The organism is Pseudomonas sp. GLN_2 (assembly GCF_043106005.1).
GTDB classification, from domain to species: Bacteria; Pseudomonadota; Gammaproteobacteria; order Pseudomonadales; family Pseudomonadaceae; genus Aquipseudomonas; species Aquipseudomonas alloputida.
Genome location: NZ_JBICMC010000083.1, coordinates 91932 through 115216, shown reverse-complemented (window position 1 = coordinate 115216; position 23285 = coordinate 91932). Strand labels below are relative to the sequence as shown.

General features: G+C 63.0%; 18 protein-coding genes. 5 read left to right on the top strand and 13 right to left on the bottom strand.

Features of this window, described 5'->3' with window-relative positions:
• Positions 1-277: 277 nt before the first annotated feature.
• From tcuB to ACF8Q6_RS20160, 3 genes are all read right to left on the bottom strand, one after another.
• Positions 278-1456: a tricarballylate utilization 4Fe-4S protein TcuB gene (tcuB, locus tag ACF8Q6_RS20170; protein WP_392491489.1), complete on the bottom strand. Its 1179-nt coding sequence runs from the start codon at positions 1454-1456 to the stop codon at positions 278-280.
• Positions 1437-2891 (bottom strand): FAD-dependent tricarballylate dehydrogenase TcuA, encoded by a 1455-nt coding sequence (gene tcuA / locus ACF8Q6_RS20165; RefSeq protein WP_392491490.1) that lies wholly within the window; start codon positions 2889-2891, stop codon positions 1437-1439. Before tcuA ends, tcuB begins: the two co-directional genes overlap by 20 nt.
• Positions 2892-3031: 140 nt before the next feature.
• Positions 3032-3952: a LysR substrate-binding domain-containing protein gene (locus ACF8Q6_RS20160; RefSeq protein ID WP_019751229.1), complete on the bottom strand. Its 921-nt coding sequence runs from the start codon at positions 3950-3952 to the stop codon at positions 3032-3034.
• Between the two features lie 197 nt (positions 3953-4149).
• Between ACF8Q6_RS20160 and ACF8Q6_RS20155 the strand changes: the two genes are divergently transcribed.
• The 5 genes from ACF8Q6_RS20155 to ACF8Q6_RS20135 all read left to right on the top strand — a co-directional run bounded on the left by ACF8Q6_RS20155 (position 4150) and on the right by ACF8Q6_RS20135 (position 9037).
• Positions 4150-5139, top strand: coding sequence for a universal stress protein (locus tag ACF8Q6_RS20155; RefSeq protein WP_392491492.1), 990 nt, complete (start codon positions 4150-4152; stop codon positions 5137-5139).
• Positions 5140-5234: 95 nt separating this feature from the next.
• Entirely contained in the window at positions 5235-6194 is a 960-nt protein-coding gene (locus ACF8Q6_RS20150) for a ribose-phosphate diphosphokinase (RefSeq protein WP_392491493.1), read from the top strand.
• A gap of 188 nt (positions 6195-6382) precedes the next feature.
• The gene (locus ACF8Q6_RS20145; RefSeq protein ID WP_012052715.1) at positions 6383-6976 is read left to right on the top strand and encodes a GNAT family N-acetyltransferase; all 594 of its coding nucleotides are present in this window, start codon (positions 6383-6385) and stop codon (positions 6974-6976) included.
• Positions 6973-7332 carry a cupin domain-containing protein gene (locus tag ACF8Q6_RS20140; RefSeq protein ID WP_003253997.1) on the top strand — a complete coding sequence of 120 codons (360 nt, stop codon included), beginning with the start codon at positions 6973-6975 and terminating at the stop codon, positions 7330-7332. The genes ACF8Q6_RS20145 and ACF8Q6_RS20140 overlap by 4 nt, the downstream gene beginning before the upstream one ends.
• 67 nt (positions 7333-7399) lie before the next feature.
• Complete coding sequence (locus ACF8Q6_RS20135) at positions 7400-9037, top strand: mechanosensitive ion channel family protein (protein ID WP_392491494.1); 1638 nt, start codon at positions 7400-7402, stop codon at positions 9035-9037.
• A gap of 117 nt (positions 9038-9154) precedes the next feature.
• On the opposite strand, the gene ACF8Q6_RS20130 is transcribed toward ACF8Q6_RS20135, so the two are convergent.
• The 10 genes from ACF8Q6_RS20130 to ACF8Q6_RS20085 form a co-directional block, all read right to left on the bottom strand.
• Positions 9155-11608: a fused MFS/spermidine synthase gene (locus ACF8Q6_RS20130; protein ID WP_392491508.1), complete on the bottom strand. Its 2454-nt coding sequence runs from the start codon at positions 11606-11608 to the stop codon at positions 9155-9157.
• Between the two features lie 159 nt (positions 11609-11767).
• The gene (locus tag ACF8Q6_RS20125; RefSeq protein WP_392491495.1) at positions 11768-13333 is read right to left on the bottom strand and encodes an arylsulfatase; all 1566 of its coding nucleotides are present in this window, start codon (positions 13331-13333) and stop codon (positions 11768-11770) included.
• Positions 13334-13431: 98 nt separating this feature from the next.
• Complete coding sequence (locus tag ACF8Q6_RS20120; protein WP_392491496.1) at positions 13432-14433, bottom strand: HAD family hydrolase; 1002 nt, start codon at positions 14431-14433, stop codon at positions 13432-13434.
• Between the two features lie 45 nt (positions 14434-14478).
• Positions 14479-15783 (bottom strand): hypothetical protein, encoded by a 1305-nt coding sequence (locus ACF8Q6_RS20115; RefSeq protein ID WP_392491497.1) that lies wholly within the window; start codon positions 15781-15783, stop codon positions 14479-14481.
• Entirely contained in the window at positions 15780-17375 is a 1596-nt protein-coding gene (locus ACF8Q6_RS20110; protein WP_392491499.1) for a VWA domain-containing protein, read from the bottom strand. The genes ACF8Q6_RS20115 and ACF8Q6_RS20110 overlap by 4 nt, the downstream gene beginning before the upstream one ends.
• Positions 17376-18368, bottom strand: coding sequence for a vWA domain-containing protein (locus ACF8Q6_RS20105; RefSeq protein WP_392491501.1), 993 nt, complete (start codon positions 18366-18368; stop codon positions 17376-17378).
• Complete coding sequence (locus ACF8Q6_RS20100) at positions 18355-18864, bottom strand: DUF4381 domain-containing protein (protein ID WP_392491503.1); 510 nt, start codon at positions 18862-18864, stop codon at positions 18355-18357. The genes ACF8Q6_RS20105 and ACF8Q6_RS20100 overlap by 14 nt, the downstream gene beginning before the upstream one ends.
• Positions 18861-19802, bottom strand: coding sequence for a DUF58 domain-containing protein (locus tag ACF8Q6_RS20095; protein ID WP_392491504.1), 942 nt, complete (start codon positions 19800-19802; stop codon positions 18861-18863). Before ACF8Q6_RS20095 ends, ACF8Q6_RS20100 begins: the two co-directional genes overlap by 4 nt.
• Before the next feature lie 13 nt (positions 19803-19815).
• Positions 19816-20790, bottom strand: a complete 975-nt coding sequence (locus ACF8Q6_RS20090; protein WP_104961927.1) for a MoxR family ATPase — start codon at positions 20788-20790, stop codon at positions 19816-19818.
• Between the two features lie 105 nt (positions 20791-20895).
• Positions 20896-23250, bottom strand: coding sequence for a tetratricopeptide repeat protein (locus ACF8Q6_RS20085; RefSeq protein ID WP_392491505.1), 2355 nt, complete (start codon positions 23248-23250; stop codon positions 20896-20898).
• Positions 23251-23285 lie beyond the last annotated feature (35 nt).

The window sequence follows — 23285 nt, the reverse complement described above, 5'->3', positions numbered from 1 at the left end:
GAGCATGGTTTGTTCTCTTGTTTTTATTGTCTATGTGGCCGCCTGCAGCGCAGACGGCCCCCTTCCCCACCCGGCATCGCTTGATGTCAGGTCGGCGTTTGTGTCAATGCGGGGAGCACGGTCAGGTCGGCCGTGGCGATGAGGTTCGGCGGACCCTTCAGGCGGCGCAGCAGGGTTCCGCGTTCTCAGGCACCCTCGGACAGCGAGATCAGCACAGTGGCCACTGCGTTGCTCGCCAGGCTGAACACACGGTGTCGCATCGCATCCCGTGCAGGGTTCAGTCCCCGCCCAAGCCGTGAGGGTCGGGCCGGCGCTTTTCGATCGCAAACTTCAGCAGCGCGGCACTGCGGAACAGGCCATGGGCGAACTTGCCATAGGGCAAGGTCACGAACAGTGCCATGACGGTGCCCAGGTGCACGGCCAGCAGGATCGCCATCACCTCGGTGTCACGCAGGGCCAGCAACGCCATACCGGTCGTGCTGACCAACAGCAGAAGCAGGATGAACGCACGGTCCATGGGGCGCTGCGCGGCGTCGCCATGCGCTGGCGCGCGGCGCAGGTTCAACGCCAGCAGGCCCGCTGGACCGACGATCAGGCCGATGCCACCGAGGGTGCCGAGGACCACCGGCAGGCTGAGCAGCGGGTATGGCGCATGCAGGCCCAGCAGGTAGTGATAACCGGTCGCGACCACAGTGGCGGCAAAGCACAGCATGAAGCCGTAGAAGGTCAAATGATGGTAGCGTCGACGCCATAGCGTGTAGCGATCGTCGGCGTTGTTGCAGCCTTGGCCATGGCCGCCATCCAAGTACTTGAGCGTCAGCACTGCGCTCGCCGCCTCCTGCAATGCACCGTTGGCCGGTTGCCGCGCTTGGGCGGGCGACACCGTGCGCCAGAAGCGCCTCAACGCCACGCCCAGGGCCACCCCGGCTGCGCTGAACACGCCACCGAACAAGAGCGCCAGGGTGTTGTGCGGGAACACAGCGTAGAAGTCTCCGGCCAGCCGCCCAGGCAGCAAAGTGCCGTTGACCTGCAAGGCCAGCAGCAAGAACAGCGACAGCGCCAGCGCCAACGCCACGGCGACGAAGGTGCCATTGCGCCGGTAGAGCTGACCGAAACGGGCCGGCCAAGCGTACTCAGCGTAGGTCTGCCCGCGCACCTTGGCCATGGCCTGCGGCACGTTCACCGCGAACGCATGCGGTGCGGCGTACTGACAAGCGTGCAAGCAGGCGCCACAGTTGTGGCAGAGGTTGGCCAGGTAGTGGATGTCGGCCTTGCCGAAGTCGAGTCGACGGGTCATCGCCGGGAACACGGCACAGAACCCCTCGCAATAACGGCAGGCGTTGCAGATGCGCATCTGCCGGTCCACCTCCTGCTCGTCCAGGTTCAGCAGCGGGATCAGCTCGGCCTGTGGCGGGGCGGGTTCGAACACGTGGGGATCAGGCATTTGCACAGTCATGCTGGGCCTCCAGGGGGGAAATACAATGGCCGGCGGCAGCCGCCGCCTGAGTGCCGGCGATGCGGCCGAACGCGGTACCGATGGACATGCCGACACCGGCGGTGTAGCCCTTGCCCAGCACGTTGCCGGCCATCATCTCGCCGGCGACGAACAGGTTGGGACTGGGCCGTCCAGCGAAATGCACGGCGGCCGTGGCATCGGTGCGCAGGCCGAGGTAGGTGAACGTCACCCCCGGACGCAGCGGGTAACCGAAGAACGGCGGTTTATCGATCGGCAAGGCCCAATGGCTCTTGACCGGTTGCACGCTGTCAGTGCGGCAATCGTCCAGCCGGGTGTGGTCGAACGTGCCGGGGCGGCATGCCTGGTTGTAGGCGCGCAGGGTCTCGAGAAACGCAGGCACCGGTAGCTCGAGGGCTACGGCCAAGGCCTCCAGGCTGTCGGCGCGGGTGCCAGGGAACACCGGCGGCATGAAACGGCCCAGGGCCTTCTGGTCGATGATCGAAAACCCCACCTGGCCAGGCTGCTGGGCGACCAGGCGCCCCCAGATGGCATAGCGCTTAGGCCAGAAATCCTCGCCTTCGTCGTAGAAACGCTGGCCGTCGCGATTCACCACCACGCCCAGCGACACGCAGTCGATGCGCGTGCAGATACCGCCGTCGTACAGCGGTGCGCGGGCATCGATGGCGACCATGTGGGCCTGGGTCGGGTCGCCGATGGTGTCGGCACCCAGGTCGATCATGCGCCGCAGCAGCGCGCCATCGTTGAAGCGCGTGCCCCGCACCAGAAAGTTGTCCGCCGGCCACTCGCCGCGATCATTCTGCCCCCAGGCCTCGCGCAGCCATTGTCGATTGGACTCGAAGCCGCCGGCCGCCAGCACGCAACTGCGCGCCTCGATGCGCTCGGCGGGCAGGCGCCGCCCGTTGACGTCGCGGGCCGCCAGGTGGGCAGCGATGAAACGTCCATCGCGCACCTCCAGGTCGCACACCGGGCTGTCGTAGCGCACCTGCACACCAAGCCGCTCGGCGCTGCGGTAATAAGCATTGACCAGGGCTTTGCCCCCGCCCATGAAGAACGCGTTGGTCCGCGCAGTGTGCAGCGCACCCGACAACGAGGGCTGGAAGTGCACGCCGTGGCGGCGCATCCAGCCGCGGCAGTCGGACGAGGCACGAATCACCAGACGCGCCAGGGCCTCGTTGGTCTGCCCATCAGTAACCTTCAGCAGATCCTGCCAGAACTCTTCTTCGGGGTAAGCCTCCACCAGCACATCCTGCGGGGCATCGTGCATGCACCGAAGGTTACGGGTGTGTTGGGAGTTGCCGCCTCGCCAGGCGCGGGGCGCGGCTTCCACCAGCATCACGCTGGCGCCGGCCTCGCGCGCCATCAGCGCGGCGCAGAGGGCAGCATTGCCGCCGCCAATGACAAGTACATCGATCATGTCGCCTCCAGGGAGCGAGAAGCCAGGGTTGGGCAGCTCCTCGCGGACCCCGGACTCTAGGGGTTCGCGTACCTTGGGCGAAACACGATTGCAGGGGGGAGGTCTTCAGTTTTTCTAAAGGGACGGTCGTTCGCAGGCGGTCACAGCAAACGCGCCCCTGGCCAGCGATCCTGCTGCACCAATTCGCGGGACACTTCATGCAGCACGATTCGCGTGGCAAGTGCAGCAGGCGAGAGTTCATCATCGACCAGGCTCACCACCAAGTTACGACGCTGAGCTTGCGGATCGTCGATCGAAAACACCCGCAAGCCTGCCTGCATGGCCCGCGCTACAGTGGCGCCGGGTTGGATCGTCGCGGCGTGACCTGCGCTGACGCAATCCATGAGAAGCGACAGGCCATCAACCTCCATGACGATATTCGCGTCCAATCCGACGCGCTCAAGGATGACGCGTAACGTGGCGCGAAGACCGTGCTGGGCACTGGGCATGACCAAGGGCAGCGAGGCAATCTGCTGCAACGTCAGCGACGTCCCCCAGTCAGCCTTGACCAAGGCTACCGGAACCAATGCGAACAGCCGCTCCTCCAGCAGCGGCCGCGCATCCAGCCGAATGCCAGCCTCCAGCTGGAACAACACCGCCAAATCCAGGTGCCGAGTATTGAGCTGGTTCACCAGGTAGCCCGACAGCATTTCCACCAAATGAAGACGGATATCAGGGTAGCGCTCGCGCATCCTGGCGATCAGCGCCAGGCCCAACACCGAAGCCGTGGTGGGTGCCATACCGACGCTGGCGTACCCGCTCATACGCCCACTGCGTGCGGCCAACATGGCGTAATCGGCCTGGCGCAGCGTCAGGCGCGCATGGTATTCGAATGCCAAGCCTGCCGCGGTGGGCGTGACGCCAACGCTAGAGCGTGTCAGCAGGCGGGTACTCAACTCACTTTCGAGCTTCGTGAGTTGCTGGCTCAACGCAGATACCCCAACGCCCGTTTCGAGCGCGGCTCTGCCGAGGCTGCCACACTCCAGCACACTCAGAAAGTAACGAAGCTGGCGTAACTCCATCGAAGGCATCTCCCATTCAGCAAGGTCGGCGGCTCATTGAGTATCAAGCTTTTGCGCAGATAAATGTTAGCGACCGGTGAACACACCTTTAGAATTTCAGAATCAAGGGTGATGGTGTCCGCCTGATTTGTCACCTGCGCGGAACGCGGCGATTAACGCCGCACCGCAACCATTATGAAGCTGACATTCAGCCAATCTTGATAAATATCAAGGTCATCGAGCCCCACTGCGTCACGCTTGGCCTGAACCGGTGGGCCTTCATCGAGGCTGCCACCGCGGTGGAGGCCATCATGAATACTTACTCAAGACTGCTGCTGATCTGCCATCCAGACCTGCACCCTTCGCCTGCCCTGACGCGTGCTCAAGCGCTGAGCAGTGCGACAGGTGCGACCTTGCACCTGGTGGCGCTCAGTCAATTGCCCTCGCGCCTGGCAACCCTGGACCAGGTGCTACGCAAAAACGCCCGCAAGCAGGACGCCGAGCATCGCAAGGCTTGGCTCGCTGAGCAGGTGAAGGCGCTGGGCGAGCTGGGCATTACCGCCTACGCCGAGACACTGGACGACCAAGACCCGCTCAAGGACTTGATCCGGCTGGCCCAACTGCACCGGGTCGGGATGGTGATCAAGGACATCCAGCACGAAACCGCCTTGAGCCGTGCCCTGCTCACGCCATTGGACTGGCAATTGCTACGCCGCTGCCCGATCCCGCTGCACCTGGTAGCCCAGGCTGAAACGAAGCTGCCAGCGCGCATACTGGTCGCCGTTGATCTGGTCGAGCACGACCCGGTGATCGACAAGCTCAACGACCACATCCTGCAATCGGCACAGGCACTGGCACAACGCTGCAAGGCGCAGCTGCATTTGCTGCAGGCCTACGAACCCAGCGCCAGTTTCGTCGCCTATGCCGCCGCACCCGTGGCCTGGACCGACAAACTGGTCGAGGAAATGTCCGGTCGTGGGCGCGAGCGCATGGCGACGTTCGGCGGCCAATATGGCATCAAGCCAGACCACCTGCACCTGGTGCGGGGCGCTGCCCGTAACGTGGTCAGCGAATACGCGAACCAGCAAGGCTTCGATGTGGTGGTGATGGGCACGCTCTACCACGAGGGGGTGAGCAAGGTCGTCGGCAGTACTACCGAGCAAACCCTGTACAAGGTTCACTCCAGTATTCTGGCGATTCACGGTTGAACGATCGCCCGCTGGCTATGCTCGACTAGATACTCATCAAACCGCACAGTGCCATGCAGCTCATGTTGCTGTGAACGACCTCTGGAGCGCAGGGCATGAATGACACACCGCCGTTACTGTTCGCCTTGCAAGGCAGCCAGGCCTATGGGAATGCCGTGGCGCAACGCTTGGGCAGGAAACTGTCTGCACATGAAGAGCGCGACTACGAGGACGGAGAGCACAAGTGCTGGCCTGGCGAATCGGTGGACGGTCGATCGGTCATCGTCTTCCACTCGCTGTATGGTGACGCGCACCACAGCGCGCATGACAAGCTATGCCGGTTGTTGTTCTTCTGTGGCGCGCTCAAGGACGCTGCTGCCCGCCAGGTGACGGCAGTCACGCCTTACCTCTGTTACGGTCGCAAGGACCGCAAGGTGGAGTTTCAGGACGCTATCATCACCCGCCATGTGGCTCGGCTGATGGAAAGCTGCGGCGTGGACCGCATTGTGGCGCTGGACGTGCACAACCCCAGCGCCTTCGACAACGCCTACCGAATCCCGAGCTGGAACCTGCAATGCACCCCACTGTTCGCCCAACGCCTGGCCCCGCTCCTCGGTGAGCAGGCGGTCACGGTGGTGTCGCCAGATATGGGTGGCGTCAAACGTGCGGAGCAGTTTCGCCAGGTCCTGGCGCACCTGCTGGCGCGCCCGGTCTCGGTGGCCATGATGGAAAAACACCGCCAACAGGCAGGCCTGAGCGGCGAACACCTGGTCGGTAACGTGGCAGGCAGCACCGTTATCGTGTTCGACGACCTGATCAGTACGGGGCAGACGCTGCTGCGCGCTGCCCAGGCCTGCCGGCAGGCCGGAGCCAGCCGCCTACTGGCTGCGGCCACCCACGGCCTGTTCACCACCGGTGGCGAGCTGTTCGACAGCGGCGCGTTCGAACGGGTACTGGTGGCCGACAGCATCGCCCCCTTTCGCCTGCCTGTGCGATGCCTGGCGCAACTGGATATCGTCGATACCAGCGCCTTGGTCGCCGAGTTGCTTGCCAACCGCCCGGGCACTGGCGCATGACCCCGGTGCAGGTGGCGCCGGCGGAGCGTCCCTGCTCCTGAAATCGGTCGGGTCATGAGGCGTGTCGTAGGCCATGCTGATGGTGTTCGCGCAGAGCATCATGGGAACCGCTATAACCGTCTACCCTGCCTCCCGGCCAAAGGCGTAGCCCTTGAATACTGACCCCCGGCACCATGGGAGCACTGTGCATGCCTATCGACTTCAGACCCGCTCGAGTCTCGGACGCGCATGATATTGCGCGCTTCTTTCAACTGACATCGGAGGGCATGGCCGATTACATATGGAGCAAGCTCGCCGCACCTGGAGAAGCCTTGCTGAGTGTCGGTGCGTCTCGCTATGCCAGAGAACAGGGCGACTTTTCATACAAGAACTGCCTGATGGCCACTTTCGAAGGGCGCGTCATCGGCATGATGCATAGCTATGCCTTGCGCGCAACGCCTGACAGGCCAGTCGAGACCGACCCCGTCCTCGCGCCTTATTCCGACATGGAAATACCCGATACCTTGTACATATCCAGCCTGGCGCTGGATGAGGCCTGGCGGAGCCAGGGGCTGGGCGCCCAGTTTCTTCGCCACGCCCAGCAGCGCGCTGACGACGCGGGCCTTGATGGGTTGTGCCTGATCGATTACGCAGAAAACCATGGTGCACGCCGCTTCTACGAACGTCATGGTTTTCAAATTGTTAAAACCTGCCAGATCGTTCCGCACCCGATGCTGGGCGTCACCGGTGAAGCCTATTTAATGTATCGCCCTACTCACAACGTGCTCGAGAAACAGCCATGAACCAGAAACTGACCGTGTTCCGCGAACTGGATATCCAACCGCTGCGCGACCTGCCCTTCTTTGAAGAAGTATTGGAAGGTACCCCTCACACGCTGACGTCCAAGTACTATCACGATGAACAGCAAGGTCGCATTTCCGGAGAATGGGAAGCCAGCACCGGGGCGTGGCGCATTGACTACAAAGTCTGGGAGTTCTGCCATGTCCTGAGTGGGTGCTGCGTCATCGAGCTTGAGGGTTGCGCCCCGGTCACGCTGGCCGCTGGCGACACGTTCATTATCGAACCGGGCGCCAAGGGCAAATGGACCGTAGTGGAAGACATGAAGAAGAATTTCGTGATCCTCGTGCCCGCGAACTAAGCCACTGAATGCTGGCTGAAGCCGACTATGCTGGTAGCAATCCACTCGTCGGCACAGGGGCTGTTAAATGGGCATGAAGCGCAGGTTGGGACGGGCTGCTTGGCTGATGCTACTGATCCACGTGCTGTTCTCGCCCCTGCTCCACGCAGACACCCCTCAGGCCGGGCCGGAGATAGAGGGTGTGATTGCCGAACCCGCCCCGCTGACCGTCATCAACCGCACGGTGCTGGTCTTTCGTGCGACGCTGCTGGGCGAAACACCCAAGGTGCGCGCCCAGCGCGCCAAGAAGGTCATCGAGGAAACGCTCCAGGAAACGAACGACCTGGAGGTTCGCGTCGACCCTATCCTGCGCAGCTACCTGGTGCTGCTGGGCGGGCGCCGTGCATTCATCGTGACGCCACTGGATGCTGCGGCCGACAACATTACAACAGGCGAAGCCGCCGAGCAGGCCGCCGAGAACCTGCGCCTTGTCGTCGAGGAAACCCGTCAGGCGCGTAGCCTGCGGTTCTTGCTCACCGCGATAGGCTACAGCGCTGCGGCAACCGTGGTCTTTTTCATGCTGGTAAAGGCCGCAGGCTACTGTCGACGCAAGCTCCTGGGGCTGCTGCCCAAACTGATGGGCAAACACTCCGAGCGCCTCAAGGTCGGCCACACGCAACTGTTCGACCTGCAAAACCTGTACTACCTGATCGACCGCTCACTCTGGCTGCTGTACTGGTTGGTCGTGCTGTTGTTCTGCTACCAGTGGCTGGGCTTCGTGCTGTCTCAGTTCCCCTACACGAGGTCTTGGGGGGAAAGCCTCAATATCCACCTGATGGCGCTGCTCAACTACCTGATCAGCGGTATTTTGCGCGCCATGCCCGGCCTGGCCGTTGCACTGTCGATCTTCTTCATCGCCCGTGGCATCAGCGCCTTCTCCAAGCGTGTGCTAAGGCGCATGGCACGCCCGGGCACGTTGAAATGGCTGACCGCCGAAACCTTGCAACCAACCATGCGCCTGACGTCGCTGGCGATCTGGCTCTTCGCCCTGGTGATGGCCTACCCCTATCTACCCGGCTCGGGTACCGATGCCTTCAAGGGGTTGTCAGTGTTGCTCGGTCTGATGATTTCACTGGGGGCGACCAGTGTCATCGGCCAAGGCGCCGCCGGACTGATCCTCACCTACACGCGCACGCTGCGCGCCGGTGAATTTGTACGTGTGGGTGATTACGAGGGCACGGTGACCGAGGTGGGCATGTTCACTACGACCATTCGCACCGGGCTTGGCGAAGTGCTGACACTCCCCAACTCAATGATTACCGGCTCGGTGACCAAGAACTACTCACGTATCGTGCAAGGGCCAGGCTATGTGGTCGATACCGTGGTGACCATCGGCTATGACACCCCGTGGCGTCAGGTCGAGGCGATGTTGCTGGAAGCGGCTCGGCGCACCGACGGCGTGCTGCAAACGCCCATGCCCCAGGTATTCCAGACGGCACTGTCGGACTTCTACCCCGAGTATCGATTAGTGGCCCAGGCCATTCCGTCAGAGCCCAGGCCACGCGCGCAGCTACTGAGCCTGTTGCACGCCAATATCCAGGACGTGTTCAACGAGTATGGAGTGCAAATTATGTCGCCTCACTACCTGGGCGACCCCGAGCAACCCAAATGGGTGCCCAAGGAGCAGTGGCACTCGGCCCCGTCCAAACCTGAAAACTCCGCGTGAACAATGACTCCTCCGGTGCTGGTCGGCCACAGCCAAGGCACCGAACAGAATCATCGGGTGCAGGCGCAACACATAGTAATAGCCAGGCCTGACGCAGTTTCTAACCGTGGGTTCAGTTCAGCGCTTGCCGCCGGTAAACCAGCGCATGTAAGGATTCTCTGCGCTGATCGGCGCCAAGGCCCGCGCCTCACGCATCCAGGCCTGGCGATTGCCGTTGTAAGCCAGTAGCGACAGCCCATAAAAACGACGCAGCAACGCCCACTCATCATTCACCGCGGCGAGCACCGAGGGGTTGGCGTTTTCCAATGGTGGCGCTACGCGCAGCGCCAGCAAGGCCGGCAGCACGCGGGTGATTTCGCGCGGCCGTACCCACGGCGCGTACTCGATACGGGGCCGATCGTCGGTAACCGGCTGTGCATCGCCGGCATAACGCTCAAGCCCTTGCCGGTCGGTCACCCAGGTGGCCAGCAATGCCTCGACCGAACTCACGCCGACCTGGTCCAGGGCAGTCGAAACCTGGGGTTGCTCGAAGCGTTGGCGGATGCGCGGTACATCCAGCACCATCGGCGTTGCCGAGCCGATCAAGAGCATCTCGTGAAACTCGGTGGTCCACAGCGAGGCATGCGGGAACACGTCAAGAAAGCTGCGTACCAGCGAGCGGCTGTCCTCGTCGTTCTGGGTGGGGAGCGGTAGCCATTGAGCGACCAGTCCATGCTCCTGCAGGCGAGAGGCTGCCAACTGATAGAAGTCGCGCGAGTAAAGGTTGACCACACCTGCTGCCGAGGGCGGTGGCGGCTCCAGGGTGATCACGTCGTATCGTTGCTCATTACGCAACAGCTCCCGGCGCCCATCACGCAGGCGGATGTCAAGGCGCGGATCGTTCACAGCGTCGTAGTTACCGGAGAACAGCGGCGCCGCTGCCAGTACCTGCGGCAGCAGCTCGGCAACCACCGGATGCTCCAGGCCTGAATAGCGCAGCATTGCCCCGGCGGTGATCCCGGTGCCGAAGCCGATCACCAAGGCCGAGCGCGGCTCGCCGCGATGTATCAGCAAGGGCAGCAACGCCTGCAGGCGCATGTAGCGCAGTGACGGCATGGCATCCCCAGTGTTGGACACACCCTGGATGTACAGGCGGTTGAACGCTTGTCCCTGACGCTGCTGGTTGACCACCGCTACCGTGCCGCCGCGGCCTTCCTGATAGAACACCAGTTCGCCGCTTCGCGCGCCTGGTAACAACTGTGCCAAGCGTTCTGGTGGGGTAAGCGCGCCGGTAACCAGGGTCGCGCCGCCAACCAGCAGGACCGCTGCCCGCATGCCCTTGTGCACGGCCTGGCCGCGCCATGTCGCTACTGCCCCAATGGCCGCTGCCACGCAAGCGAGCACCACCAAGGTTCGCACCAGCCCTATTCCAGGCACCAGGACAAACCCCGTGAGCATGACACCGACGATGCCACCCAGGGTATTGAGGGCAATCACCGCCCCCACATCCCGCCCCACCTGGCCACTGTCCACGGCCAGGCGCAGGGCCAGCGGAAATGCCGCCCCAAGCAACGTGGTCGGGATGAATACCACGCACACTGCGGCAGCCGCAAAGCGCGCGCACATCCCTGCCAACTGGCTGCCGGTCAGTTGCAGTACATGGCTTTCCAGCAGGGTCTGCCAGGTCACCAGCCACCGACCGAGCCCGGCAATCTGCAACAACGCCAGCAGCCCGGCAGACGCGATCAGCAGGCCGAACAGCCCCCAAGGGTCGCGGATGCGATCTGCGCGCCTCGCATACAGTGCACTGCCCAGGACCAGCCCCATCAGATAGGTGGCCAACACCACGGAAAAGGCAAACGCGCGGGTACTCATGAACTGCACGATCGATTGCGTCCAAACCACTTCATAACCGAGCGCCACGCCACCTGCCAGGCAATACAGGGCGATGGCCAAGCGAGCCTGCCGCGTGCGCGGCAGCGAGGCAGTGGCAGAGGTAGGCAAGGCCCGCTCATGCCTACCGCGCCCGCACCAGGCGCCCAGCGCGGCCAGCAGATTCAACGCCCCCGCTACGCAGGCGGCCCCGGTGACGCCAAGCAGGGGCAGCAAGACAAATGCAGCCAGCAAGGTGCCGCAGATTGCTCCAGCGGTATTGGCGGCGTATAGCCGACCGCCCGCCTCCCCCGTCTGCGCGTCACTGGGGGTCAGCGCTCGAACCAGTACAGGTAAGGTCCCGCCCATCAAAAAGGCAGGCAGCCCGACCAGGCTCAATGGCAGCAGCCAGGCCAGCAAGCCGACACTCGCCTCCAGGCGGGCAAACAGTGCCGCACTCTGCGCCAGCCCCAAGGTCGCCGCCACCGCCAGTAAAGCGACCGCCAACTCCAGCCCCGCATAGAGCTTGATCGGGTGGCGCAACCGGTCAGCCCAGCGACCGAACAGCAGGCCCCCCATGGCCAGCCCTGCAAAAAACGCGCTGATGCCAGCGGTGATGGCATACACCTCCACTCCGACCACCAGAGACAGCTGCTTGACCCAAAGCACCTGATAGATCAGCGCTGCACCGCCAGAGATGAACAGCAACGCCGCAGGCATCAGCCATTGCAACGGTGCTTGCGTTTCGGTGGAGGCGGAACTGTCGGCGCGGGGAAGGTTCACGACTGCTGGCATCATCAAGCCTTAGCGGACCCACACGTCTGTCCGCACTGGGTATGAAAGAATGCGCCCGCCGAGGGCGGGCGCGGGGCATTGCCGTTATTGCTTCATCTTCTCTTCGATTTTCTTGTCCACGTCAGCACGGATCTGGTCGATGCTGAAACTTGCCGGACGCTGGCTCGGCGGGTATTCCACGAACGTCTGCAGGAATGCGGCAGCCTTGCGGGTTCCCTGGAAGATCAGGTAGTCGTTCTTGGTCACCCAATCGTAGTACTGGTTAGAGACGACATCGGCGCGTTCATACGGGTCCATACGCAAATTGAAGACCTTGGGTACCCGCAGGCAGGTGAACGGCTCGCTCCAAACCGCGAAGCCCCCAGGGGCGCGCTGTTCGCAGAACACCAGCTTCCAGTTGCCGAAGCGCATCGACACCAGTTCACCGTCGTCGTTGAAGTAATAGAACTCGTCACGCGCGCTCTTGTCCGTTTTGCCGGTCAGGTAATCCAGTTGGTTGTAACCGTCCAGATGCACCTTGAAGTTCTTGCCACCCACATCGGCGCCCTTGAGCAAGCGGTCCTTGATGCCAGCGTCACCGGCTGCGGCCAACAGTGTCGGGAACCAGTCCAGCCCCGAGAACATCTGGGTGGACACCGTGCCCGGCTTGACCTTGCCCGGCCAACGGATCATCGCCGGCACGCGGTAGGCGCCTTCCCAGTTGGAGTTCTTCTCGTTGCGGAACGGCGTCGTCGCGGCATCAGGCCAGGAGAACTGGTTAGGGCCGTTGTCCGTGGTGTAGACCACAATGGTGTTGTCGGTGATCTTCAGGTCATCGAGGGTCTTGAGCAGCTTGCCCACATCACCGTCGTGCTCGAGCATGCCATCGGCATACTCATTGCCCGGCATACCGCTCTGGCCACGCATCGTTTCGCGCACATGGGTGTAAAGGTGCATGCGCGTAGTGTTCATCCACACGAAGAACGGCTTGTCAGCCTTGACCTGCTTGTCGATGAAGTTGATTGCCGCCTGGGTAGTCTCGTCATCGATGGTCTCCATGCGCGACTTGGTCAACGCACCGGTGTCTTCGATCTTGCCATCGGCGCTGGCCTTGATCACGCCCCGTGGCGAAGCGGCCTTTATGAACTCCTGGTCTTCCTTGGGCCAAAGTTCACGCTCGGGCTCTTCTTCAGCATTCAAGTGATACAGGTTGCCGAAGAATTCATCAAACCCGTGATTGGTTGGCAGGTATTCGTCTCGATCGCCCAAGTGGTTCTTGCCGAACTGGCCAGTGGCATAGCCCTGCGCCTTGAGGGCCTGGGCAATGGTGACATCTCGCGCTTGCAAGCCCACGGGCACACCAGGCATGCCGACCTTGGACAAGCCAGTGCGCAGCGGTGTCTGTCCGGTGATGAAGGAGGAACGCCCAGCGGTGCAGCTGTTCTCGGCGTAATAGTCAGTGAACAGCATCCCTTCCTGGCCGATGCGGTCGATATTCGGCGTCTGATAGCCGACCACGCCCTTGCCGTAGGCGCTAATATTGGTCTGGCCAATGTCATCGCCGAATATCACCAGGATATTGGGCTTTTCCGCGGCACTCGCTGTGCACACGCTCACCGCCGCAGTAGCGGCTAGCGCGAATGTGGATATCCATCTTCTACTGGACTTCATAAGGCGGTTTCTCCGTATCACGTTTACTGGCATTTGCCACGACTACGTGCACGATCGACCTACTGCTTGGCTGGTTCCCTGTGCCCTGCGGTTCTCTTTCATTGAGCCTGGTTGCTTTCGAATGGGTAGATGCGCTGCCACTCACGGGCCATATCGACCACGGTCCAGTTCGCACCCATGGCGGCATCCAGCGCCTTATCCAGGCGCCCGACCTTGCTGTTGCGGTCATAGGCCCATTCGCGTGTCGCGTCGGTGTGGTGGACCAGCCCGGCAAAGCGCTTGCCGTCGCCAGCCATGGTCCACTGCAGCATTTGCAGGTCGCCGTCGGAGTTGCCGAAGGCGAAGATAGGGCGACGGCCAATATGGGCATCGATGCTCACCGGCTTGCCTGGGCCATCATCGTTGTGCAGCAACTTGGGCAGCCGTTCGATCGACAGTTTGCCGTTGTCATCGATGAAGCGCGCATCCAGTGTGGTGCCGATCACCTGCTCTGGCGGCACGCCGTAGACTTCCTCTGCGAACGCACGCATGAAGGCCACCTCGCCGCCTGAAACGATGTAAGTCCTGAAACCGTTGGCCCGCAGGTACTGCAAGAGCTCGAGCATGGGCTGGAAGACCATCTCGGTGTACGGCTTGTGGGTGCGAGGGTGAACGGCCTTCGCCAGCCAGCGCTGGGTATTGGCGATAAAAGCCTCGGTGCTGACCCCGGCATGGGTGGCGGCCACGATCTTCAGCATGCCGTCCATGCCGCTGTCACTGAGTGCTTGCTGGTCGCCCTCAAGGACGGCCTTGAACGGCTGTTGGGTGACCCATTCCGGGTGTTGGGGTGCGAGCCTTTTGACCTCATCAAGGGCAAACAGCACTTCGAAATACAACGGCTGCTCGCTCCATAGCGTGCCGTCATTGTCGAAGACGGCAATGCGCTCGGCCTCAGGCACATAATCTTTGCTGCCCTCGGTGGTCACGGCGCCCACGAAAGCTTCGATGGCTTGCCGTGAGGGGCCATCGCGCCAGGACGGCAGCGGGTTCGCGGCCTGCACCGCCAAGGGCAATACGATCAACAAGGTCAACCACCAGCGCGTGCGGTGCAGGTCGAGCATGAAGTATCCCTCCTGTGTGCTGTCCATCCACTTCAGGCAAAAGGCTCACGGGTTGAGCGGTTTCAAGCCTTCAGGGTGGCTGACCTGCCGCCCAGTCACTGCCGCTCGCCGCAGCGCGGGTAGCATCGGTCTCAATGACGGCGGGGCGTGGTGCATTTTGTTGACGTTGCCATAGCGACTCTGGAGCCAGTCTAGTAGACGTATTCGCAATGGGGACGGTAAAGCTGAGGAAAATTCCGATACCGTGCGCTTTCCGGTAGCCCGCCGGATCCACAGGTACAACCCATCGAGCCGAGGTGGGTCTTGCGCAAGTTGTGCGCGCGCCTGCCGCCAGGCATGCTCGGCAGACTGCAAGCGCGCCCTTCGCCGCGCTGCTTGCCAGCCTTTCAAATGCCGCCACACCGCGTGCATCCAAGGCTGTGCAAAGTAAACCAGCCCCCCGCCAAGCACCAGCAAGCCCGCTGCCCACAACCAATGACCGGGCAGGCGCAATTGTGCCTGACGGCCGAGCGCGCGCAGGTCCTGGTCGATGGCAAAGGGCGCCTTGTAACCACCCTCGACGGCGTTGACGTCGATGGGGGGCAACGTTGCTTGCCTGGCCTCACCGGTAGCCGCGTCCCACCACTGCAGTTCGATCGCGGGTAATTGGTAACGTCCGGCAGCCGATACCACATAGCTCACACTGTCCTCGCGCTGGCCGCCGATCGAGCCTCCGCGGCCATCACTGAGCGGCGCAATACGAGGGGTTTGTACATAGCGTTTAAGGCCTTTGATGTCGACCAGCGGTGGCGGCGGTATCAGCATCGCCTGCGCACCTTCGGCTTGCGTCATCACACGGCGGGTAATGCTGTCCCCTGCACGCAACGGCGAATGCGACAGTTGTGTTTGTTGCTCAAGGCTGACGTTTCGCGCCACCAGGCGGTGCACAGTCGCGTCGCCGGCCAGGGCCTTGGCTGTGAACGACAGCGGTTCGCTGGTGAGCGTGACCGGCGCATCCGCCTGGCCGGGGAACACCTGAAAGGTTTGCGCAGGGAGCGTGAAAGCCTGGGCCGTTTGCGGGGTGATCTGATAGGTGTAACGCAGGCCGAAGAAGGGCTTGCCGTCGAGTCGTTCGTTCAGATGCTGCGCTTCACCGCTCGGCGCGCTCACCGTAGCACCCGGAAGTTCGATCACCGGCAGCACGGCCGGCTGGGTGAACCAGGTGTCCACCAGCAAGTCGACCTGCAGCTCGAGCGTCGCGCCTACCACCGTGTCACCGGCCGGCAGCAGGCGCGCCTGCACGCGTGCCTCGGGTGCCGCGACCGCGAGCAATGGCAGGTAGAGCCCTAGCAGCAACAGCAAGCGTTTCATCGGGTGCCCTCCGGGGTTTGCCGTGAGGCGTCCTGAAGCAGGAACTTGCGCCTGAGGAACTGTGCCGGCGACGTCGTCAGGTTGTTCAGCCAGACCTGGTCCGAAGCGGCCTGCGGAGTTTGCTGCTTCTGCCGGGCGCCTTTGGAGGGTGTCTGGTCCTCCACCACCTTGTCGGCCTTCTCGTCTGGTGTTCCTGCCTTTTGCTGGTCTTCGTAGTCTTTGAGCAGCGCCTGTGCCAATGCCAGGTTGGCGCTGGCCTCGGGAAACACTGGCTGCCGCTTCAAAGCCTGTTGGTAGGCCTGGACCGCTTGGGGGAACTTGAACTGGCGTACGTAGATATTGCCCCGGTAGAAAAATGCCTGGGCGGTATCGAGCTTGCCCAGGCTGGCCAAGGCTACGTCATAGTCGGCGGCGGTGTAGGCAGCCAGGCCTTTCCAGTAAGGGTCGTTGAAATGCGCCGCAGCCTGCGGGTAATGGCCATGCTCAAAGGCCCAGCGACCCTGCTGGTCAGGCGTGAAGAAGGCATCAGCGACAGTCCCGGCCCGCGCCGTTTGCGGCTGCGTGCCCAACAATGCCGCCACCAGCACGGTGACCATCCAGTGCACCTTCCAGCCACGGCGCAGGCACAACAGCGCGATCAGCGCCAGCGGCCAACACAGCCAGTAGCCGGCATCCTTCCAGTGCACCTGCTGCGGGTCGCCTTGGGCTGCCTGAAAATGCTGTTGCGCATGCAGCTCGATCCAGTCCAGGTCGTCGTCACTCAGGGTCAGGCTGCCTAGCGGGCCGTTGACGGCTTTGGCCAACTGCCTCAACCCCTGCTGATCGAAGTCCGCCTGTAGCGGGCGCCCTTCGGCATCGACGCGGGTACGGCCCTGGGCGTCATGCAAAACACCGCTGTCGTGGCTGCCAACCGCCAGTACCATCACCTGCAAGTCGCTGCCTTTCAGCGCGCCCGCGAGTGCCGACAGTTGCCCGGCATCGGCGCCATCGGTCAGCAGCACCAGGGTGCCGGGCACCTGTTCGGCAGCAAGCAAGCGTTTCGCCACGTCGATCACCCCCGCTACATCCTTGCCGGGTTGCGCGATCAAGTCGGTGGTCAGTGCTTGCAAGAACGTATCGAGCAACTGTGGGTCTTCGGTGGCGGGCAGTACCAGGTGCGCGCTGCCGGCATACACGATGAGCGCCGTGCGCGCCCCCGCGCGACGCATCACCAGGTCGTGCAAGGTATTTTTGGCGGCTTGCAGGCGGGACGGGGGGACGTCGTCGGCATCCATAGAGGGCGACAGGTCCAGCGCCAGGATCAACGGCGCACGGTTGTCGACGAACGCTGGGATGTCGCGCTGCCAGGTCGGCCCGGCTGCGGCCAGGGCACCCAGGCCGAGCAGTGCTGCCAGCAGGTGAACGGGCCGCACCCGGTGTTGCTCCTCGGGGGTGATGAGCAAATGCTCGACCAAGTGTGGAGCGATCACGCCTTGCAACTGCCGCCTCAGATCATGGCGCCGCTGCCAGGCCCACGGCAGCAGCGCAGCCGGTAGCCACAGCCACAACCAGTAAGGGCGCAGCAGGTGCAAGGCGCTGAGGTCGATGTCCATTCACGGCCTCCCCTGCGCAGGCCTTGCCCGCAACGGGCCAGCCATGGCTGCCAGGCTGTGCCCCAAGGCCAGCAACAGCAGGGCCGCCCCCAGTGGCCACCAGAACAGGTCACGCTTGGGCTGATGGCTGAAGGTCTTGACGCGGTGCGGGGTGATCCGGTCGAGTGTGGCATACACCTGCGCCAGCGCGCCCCGGTCATCGGCGCGGAAGAACCGGCCACCGGTGGTACGCGCGATGCGCTCCAGCGCCTGCAAGTCCACCTTGTCTTCACCGCTGGCCTGGGGGTCGCCGATACCAATGGTATGTACCACGATTTTCCGATCGCTGGCCAAGGCTGCCGCGTGTTCAGGTGTCATGGCGCTGCCGGTGTCGTTGCCGTCGCTCAGCAGCACCATCACCTTTTCCTGCTCATTGGCCTGGTCCAGCAGCTTGATGGCAAGGCCAATGGCATCGCCTATGGCGGTATTCGGCCCGGCCATCCCCACACCGACTTCATCGAGCAGCAGCGAGAGGCTGGCATGATCGAGGGTCAGGGGCGCCTGTGGATAGGCACCCGTGCCGAAGACGATCAAGCCGATGCGGTCTTGCTTGCGCTGGGCGATGAAGTCGCGGACCACCCCTTTCACCGCGCTCAACCGATCCACTTGCCGGCCACTGGCGTCCGTAAAGTCCTTGGCCTGCATGGACTGCGAAATATCGATCGCCAGCAGCATGTCGCGAATCGGCTGCTCACGCTCGATGGCCTTTTCCACCAGCACGGGCCGCGCGCAGGCCGCCACCAGAAGGCCCCATACCAGCAGGTTCACGAGCACTTGCCAGCGCCCGCCCGAGGGTGGCGAGGTGCCCGGCAACTGGTTCACTGCACGGCTCATGGCGAAGAAAAACGGCACCCGCAATGCGCTGCGCGCCTCGTGATAAGGGCGCATGAAACGGAAGACGAGCCAGGGCAAGGGCAGCAACAAGAACACCCACAGGTAATCAAACTGCCACATGATGAGCCTCGATCCAGCGCCTGCAGGTGTTCACCAGGGTCCGCAGCTCAGGTTCGCCGATCGCCTGCACCTGCAGCTCTGGCGCATAAGCCAGCGTGTGCAGTTGCGCGGCGAACTGCCCAGGCAAGGCAAAGCGTGCCCGCTGCTGCAGAAACACCTGCCATTGCGCGCCCGACAAGCTATGCACCGCGGGTGCATCGGGCATGGAAAGCGCTACCCGCTTGATCAGCTCCGGCACTTCACGCAGGGCCGCCAGACGCTGCTCGGGCTTGGCCAGCGCCCCCGCCAGCGCGTCGAGCCGCAACAGCGCCTCACGCCGATAGCGATTGCGCTGCCAGCGCCGCCAGGCATACACGGTATAAGCGAGCCCTGCCAGCACCACAAAGACCAGCAATACCGCCCAGCCCCAGGTGTGCGGGGCATAACTGAACGGCGGTACCGGCAACGGCAGCTCCTTGAGCTGGTCGATGGCGGCAGGCGACGGCCGGGCATTCATCGGGCACTCCCCCCAAGCCGCCCCAGTTCACGCTGTACCTGGCCCAGCACCTCGTCGCCGGTACTGATCATCATCAGGGGTATCTGGCTGCGGCGCAGCAACTGGGCCACTTCCTGCAGGCGCCCGGAGAGAAAATCGCCCAACGGCCGGTGCACCTGGCGCCGCCCGACCTCAAGGTCGACCTGCACCTCACCCTGCGTCACGCTCAAACGCCCCTTGTCAGGCACCTCCAGCGCGATAGGGTCATACACCTGCATGGCGATCACATCATTGTGCGCACTCAGTTGTCGCAACAGCTTCAAGGTCTGCTCCGACACACCGGCAAAGTCACTGATGATGCAAACCAGCGCATCATGCCCGGCCAGGCCGATGACAGTACGCAGCGCACTGTCGAGTTGCCCCGCTTGTTCGCTGTCCGGCCCTGACGCACTGAGGCGGTTGTTGCTGCGCACCACTGCCGCGCAAAGTGCCTGCACCCGTGCGCGGCTGCGCAGCGGCCTGATGTGCACCACCTGCTGATCGTCGAACACCAACCCGCCCACCCGATCACCGGCCTGCAGGGCGATCCATGCCGACAACGCGGCAAGTTCGGCAGCGGTGACCGACTTGAAACTGCGCCTGGAGCCGAAGTACATGTTCATGCGCTGATCGACCATCAGCAGCGTCGGCCGGTCGCGCTCCTCGGTAAACGTGCGCACGAACGGCTTGCCATAGCGTAACGAGGCGCGCCAGTCGAGGTGTCGCAGGTCATCGCCTGGTATGTAACGGCGTAGCTCGTCGAAGCTCAACCCCCGGCCACGCAGGCGTGAGGCATGGTTGCCCGCCAGAATGCTCGCCAAGGGCTGACGCGCCAGAAAGCTCAAACCGCGCACGCGGTATTCGAACGCCATCAGCTGGCTCAGCGAAGCGTAGACGAAACCATCCTGGGTCGGTTGCATGGGCTCGCTCCGTTCAGGCCGGGATGGCGACCTTGTCCAGCAGCCGGTCGATCACCTGGTCGGCCCCAATGCCATCGGCGACGGCGTCGTAAGAGAGCTGCAAGCGGTGGCGCAACACCGGATGGATGACCGCACGCACATCGTCCGGGGTGACGTACTCCTGCCCGGCCAGCCACGCGTGGGCGCGCGCCACCCTATCCAGGCTGATACCGCCACGCGGGCTGGCACCGATCTTGACCCAGCGCCCAAGGTCGGGGTCATGCTCTGCCGGGTGGCGGGTGGCGTTGATCAGATCGATCAGGTAGCGGTCGATCGCAGGCGATACTTCGATGCCGGCGATCGCGCTGCGGGCGGCGAACACCACCTCCTGGGGCAGACGCCCAGGCGCCTGGTGCGGGTGGCCTGCCTGCTGTTCCTCGTTGCGCACCAGGCGCAGCACCAGGGTTTCATCCTCCACCTTGGGATAGTCCAGTTGCAGCTTCATCAGGAACCGGTCCATCTGCGCCTCGGGCAATGGGTAGGTACCTTCTTGCTCGATGGGGTTCTGGGTCGCCAGCACCATGAACAGGCCCGACATCGGGTAGCTCTGACCGGCCACGGTAATCTGGCGTTCTTCCATGGCTTCAAGCAGCGCCGCCTGAACCTTGGCCGGGGCGCGGTTGATCTCATCGGCGAGAATCACGTTGCCGAACAGCGGCCCGGGTTGAAACTTGATCTCGTTGCCCTGCGCGGTCTGCTGGAGGATTTCGCCACCGGTGATGTCCGACGGTAACAAGTCGGGGGTGAACTGGATGCGCCGCATGCTGGCTTCCAGATGCGTGGCCAACGCCTTGACCGTACGCGTTTTTGCCAGCCCCGGCAGGCTTTCCAGCAAGACGTGACCATTGGCCAGCAAGCCAAGGATCACATGACGAATGGTATCGGCCTGGCCCAGCACGCTCTGCGCCACATGGGCTTCGAGTTCAGCAATCTGCTCGCGTATATCCACTGTCCGGTCCTAGTCAGTCGGGGCATCGACAGGATGCCCCACGGATGTTCGCAACTGCTTGAAGGCGACGAGGTAAATCTAGCCGCTCACAGCACCCTCGCCAGCTCAGTTTGTACTTTCATACTTTTGCCAATAAGGCTCGATGCCTTGCAGGCGTGAATCGTCAGGGGCCGCTTTGCGCATCCTTTGTACATAGGCATAGGCTTCACGGCGTTCACCGGCCAAGGCATGCAGGTAGATCAACGAGTAAAGCAGGTCGGCGTTGTCAGGCGCCTGCTCAAGGCCGCGCCGCAGCGCCACCAAGGCCTCATCCCGACGGTTCATGCGCGACAGCAGCAAACCTTGGTTGTAACGAATGCGCGCATTACCTGGCAGCGCGACCGCTGCCGTTTCCATCAAGCCCACGGCCTCTTCGGGCTGGCGTCGCTCCACCAGCAGCAGGGCGAGCATATACGCCAGGTTGCCGTGGTCGGGGGCCGACATCTTGTCCAGCGCCAAGCCTGCGCGAAGTACCTTTTCCGCTTCATCGAGCTGGTGTTCGGCCGTTGCAAGATTGGCCAGGTTGACCCGCGCCGGCACAAAGTAAGGGTCAAGGTGCAATGCCTGACGGTACTGTTCCATGGCTTCCTGCTGACGCCCCTGACGGCTCAACAGGACAGCCAGGTTCAAGCGCCCGCCAGGCAGGTCGGCATTGCCACGCAGCCGCGCCTCATAGTCCGCCAATGCGGCGCTGAACGCCTCCATCGACTGGGCGGGCAACTGCGCCTTGGGCACATCCGCGAGCGCCCGCACTGCCTCATCGCGCACCGCCAGGGACGGATCTTCGAGCAGGGGCAACAGTGGCTTGAGACGCTGTTCTGGTGGCACGCTGGAGAATCCAGAGGTGGCGTAGGCTCGCACCAATGGGCTCGGATCTTTCAACGCCCAGCCCAGACTGATGAGGGCCTGGGGGCCCAGGTCGGCCATCTGTTCGGCAGCTGTGGCCCGGACGATGGTCGGCTTGGTCTTGTCTGCCAGCACCGTATTCAAAAGGCTCAACGGAATACCTTGGCCATCGCGCACCACCTGGAACGCCTCGCCAAACAACACCGGCCGCTGCGGTTTGCCAAACCATTGCTCGATTGTCTTGGCCGCCCAGGCCGGCTGCTGGTCCTTGTGACAGGCGGTGCAGGCATCGGGGCTGTCGACCTTGCCGGCGAGGTCCGGACGTGGGATCCGCAAGCTGTGGTCACGACGAGGGTCGACGACCATGTAGGTCTTGGTCGGCATGTGGCAACTGACACACTGGGCGCCAGGGCTGCCAGCGACATGGTGATGGTGGGCGGGTGTATCGTAGTCCTTGGCCTGCAGGGTAGCGAAGCGGGCTACCGGTGGATTGCCGTTGTGGCACTGCAGGCACAACCCGTTGCCCTCGATCTTGACCTTGGTGGTGTGGGGGTTGTGGCAGTCGGTGCAGCCTACCCCTGCGTTGTACATTTTGCTTTGCGTGAACGAGCCATACTCGTACACCTCACCGTCGATCTGGCCATCGGCGTGGTAAAGGCCGCGGCGCAATGTTGCCGGGAGGCTCTGGTCAAGCTGCGGATGACCAGGTAACTGCCCCACGCCAAGGGTCTGCCGCCGGCTGTGGCAGAACGCACATTGCTCGACCATGCCTTGGCTGCCCAACGCCTTGTAGTCGACTGCCAACCCTATATCCTTGGCCGACGCATAGGTTTGCCCGGCGGGTTTGGCGTTGCTCGCCCAATCGACATGCGCCTTGCCAGGCCCATGACAGCTCTGGCAGCCAACGTTCTGCTCTTTCCAGGTGGAGGCGAAGCTGTCCTGACGATCGTCGTAATGCTTCATCAAGCGAGTGGAATGGCAATCGGCGCACATGCCGTTCCAGTTCTGGTAGCGACCGGTCCAGTGCAAGGGGTCATCGGGCGCGAAGCGTTGGCCTGGGTAGAGCGAGAACCAGCGTTGCCCGCCCTCATCCTTGGCTCTGCTGTCCCAGGCGATGGTCAAAGCCTGCAGGCGTCCCCTGGGCAGGGCAACCAGGTACTGCTGCAGCGGATAGTGGCCAAAGGTGTAGAGAATTTGAAAGTCTGCCGGCTGGCCATCCTCACCTTCGGTATTGACGAAGAAGCCACCCTGCCTACGGAAGAAACGCGCCGTTACCCCGGCCTCATCGAAGCGAGCATCCTTGAAGTTGCCGAGCACGTTGGCCTCGGTAGCATCACGCATGGCCCAGCCGTGATCCGAGTCCTTCCAGGCTTTGGCCTGGGTAACGTGACAGCCAAGGCAAGTAGCGGTTGCCACATAGCCCTCGGACGTGATCGAGGGGGTGGGTACAGCTCCCGCCGCATCGGCACAGAGCGCAATGCCCACCGGACCGACCAACAGGGTTATCAAAACGGTCAAACAGGACAAGGCCTTCAATGGCCTGCCCAGCATGTTGCCTTGTTTGCGACGCCCCATCCTTCAGCTCCGTGGTCAAACGAGTCAGCGGCCCT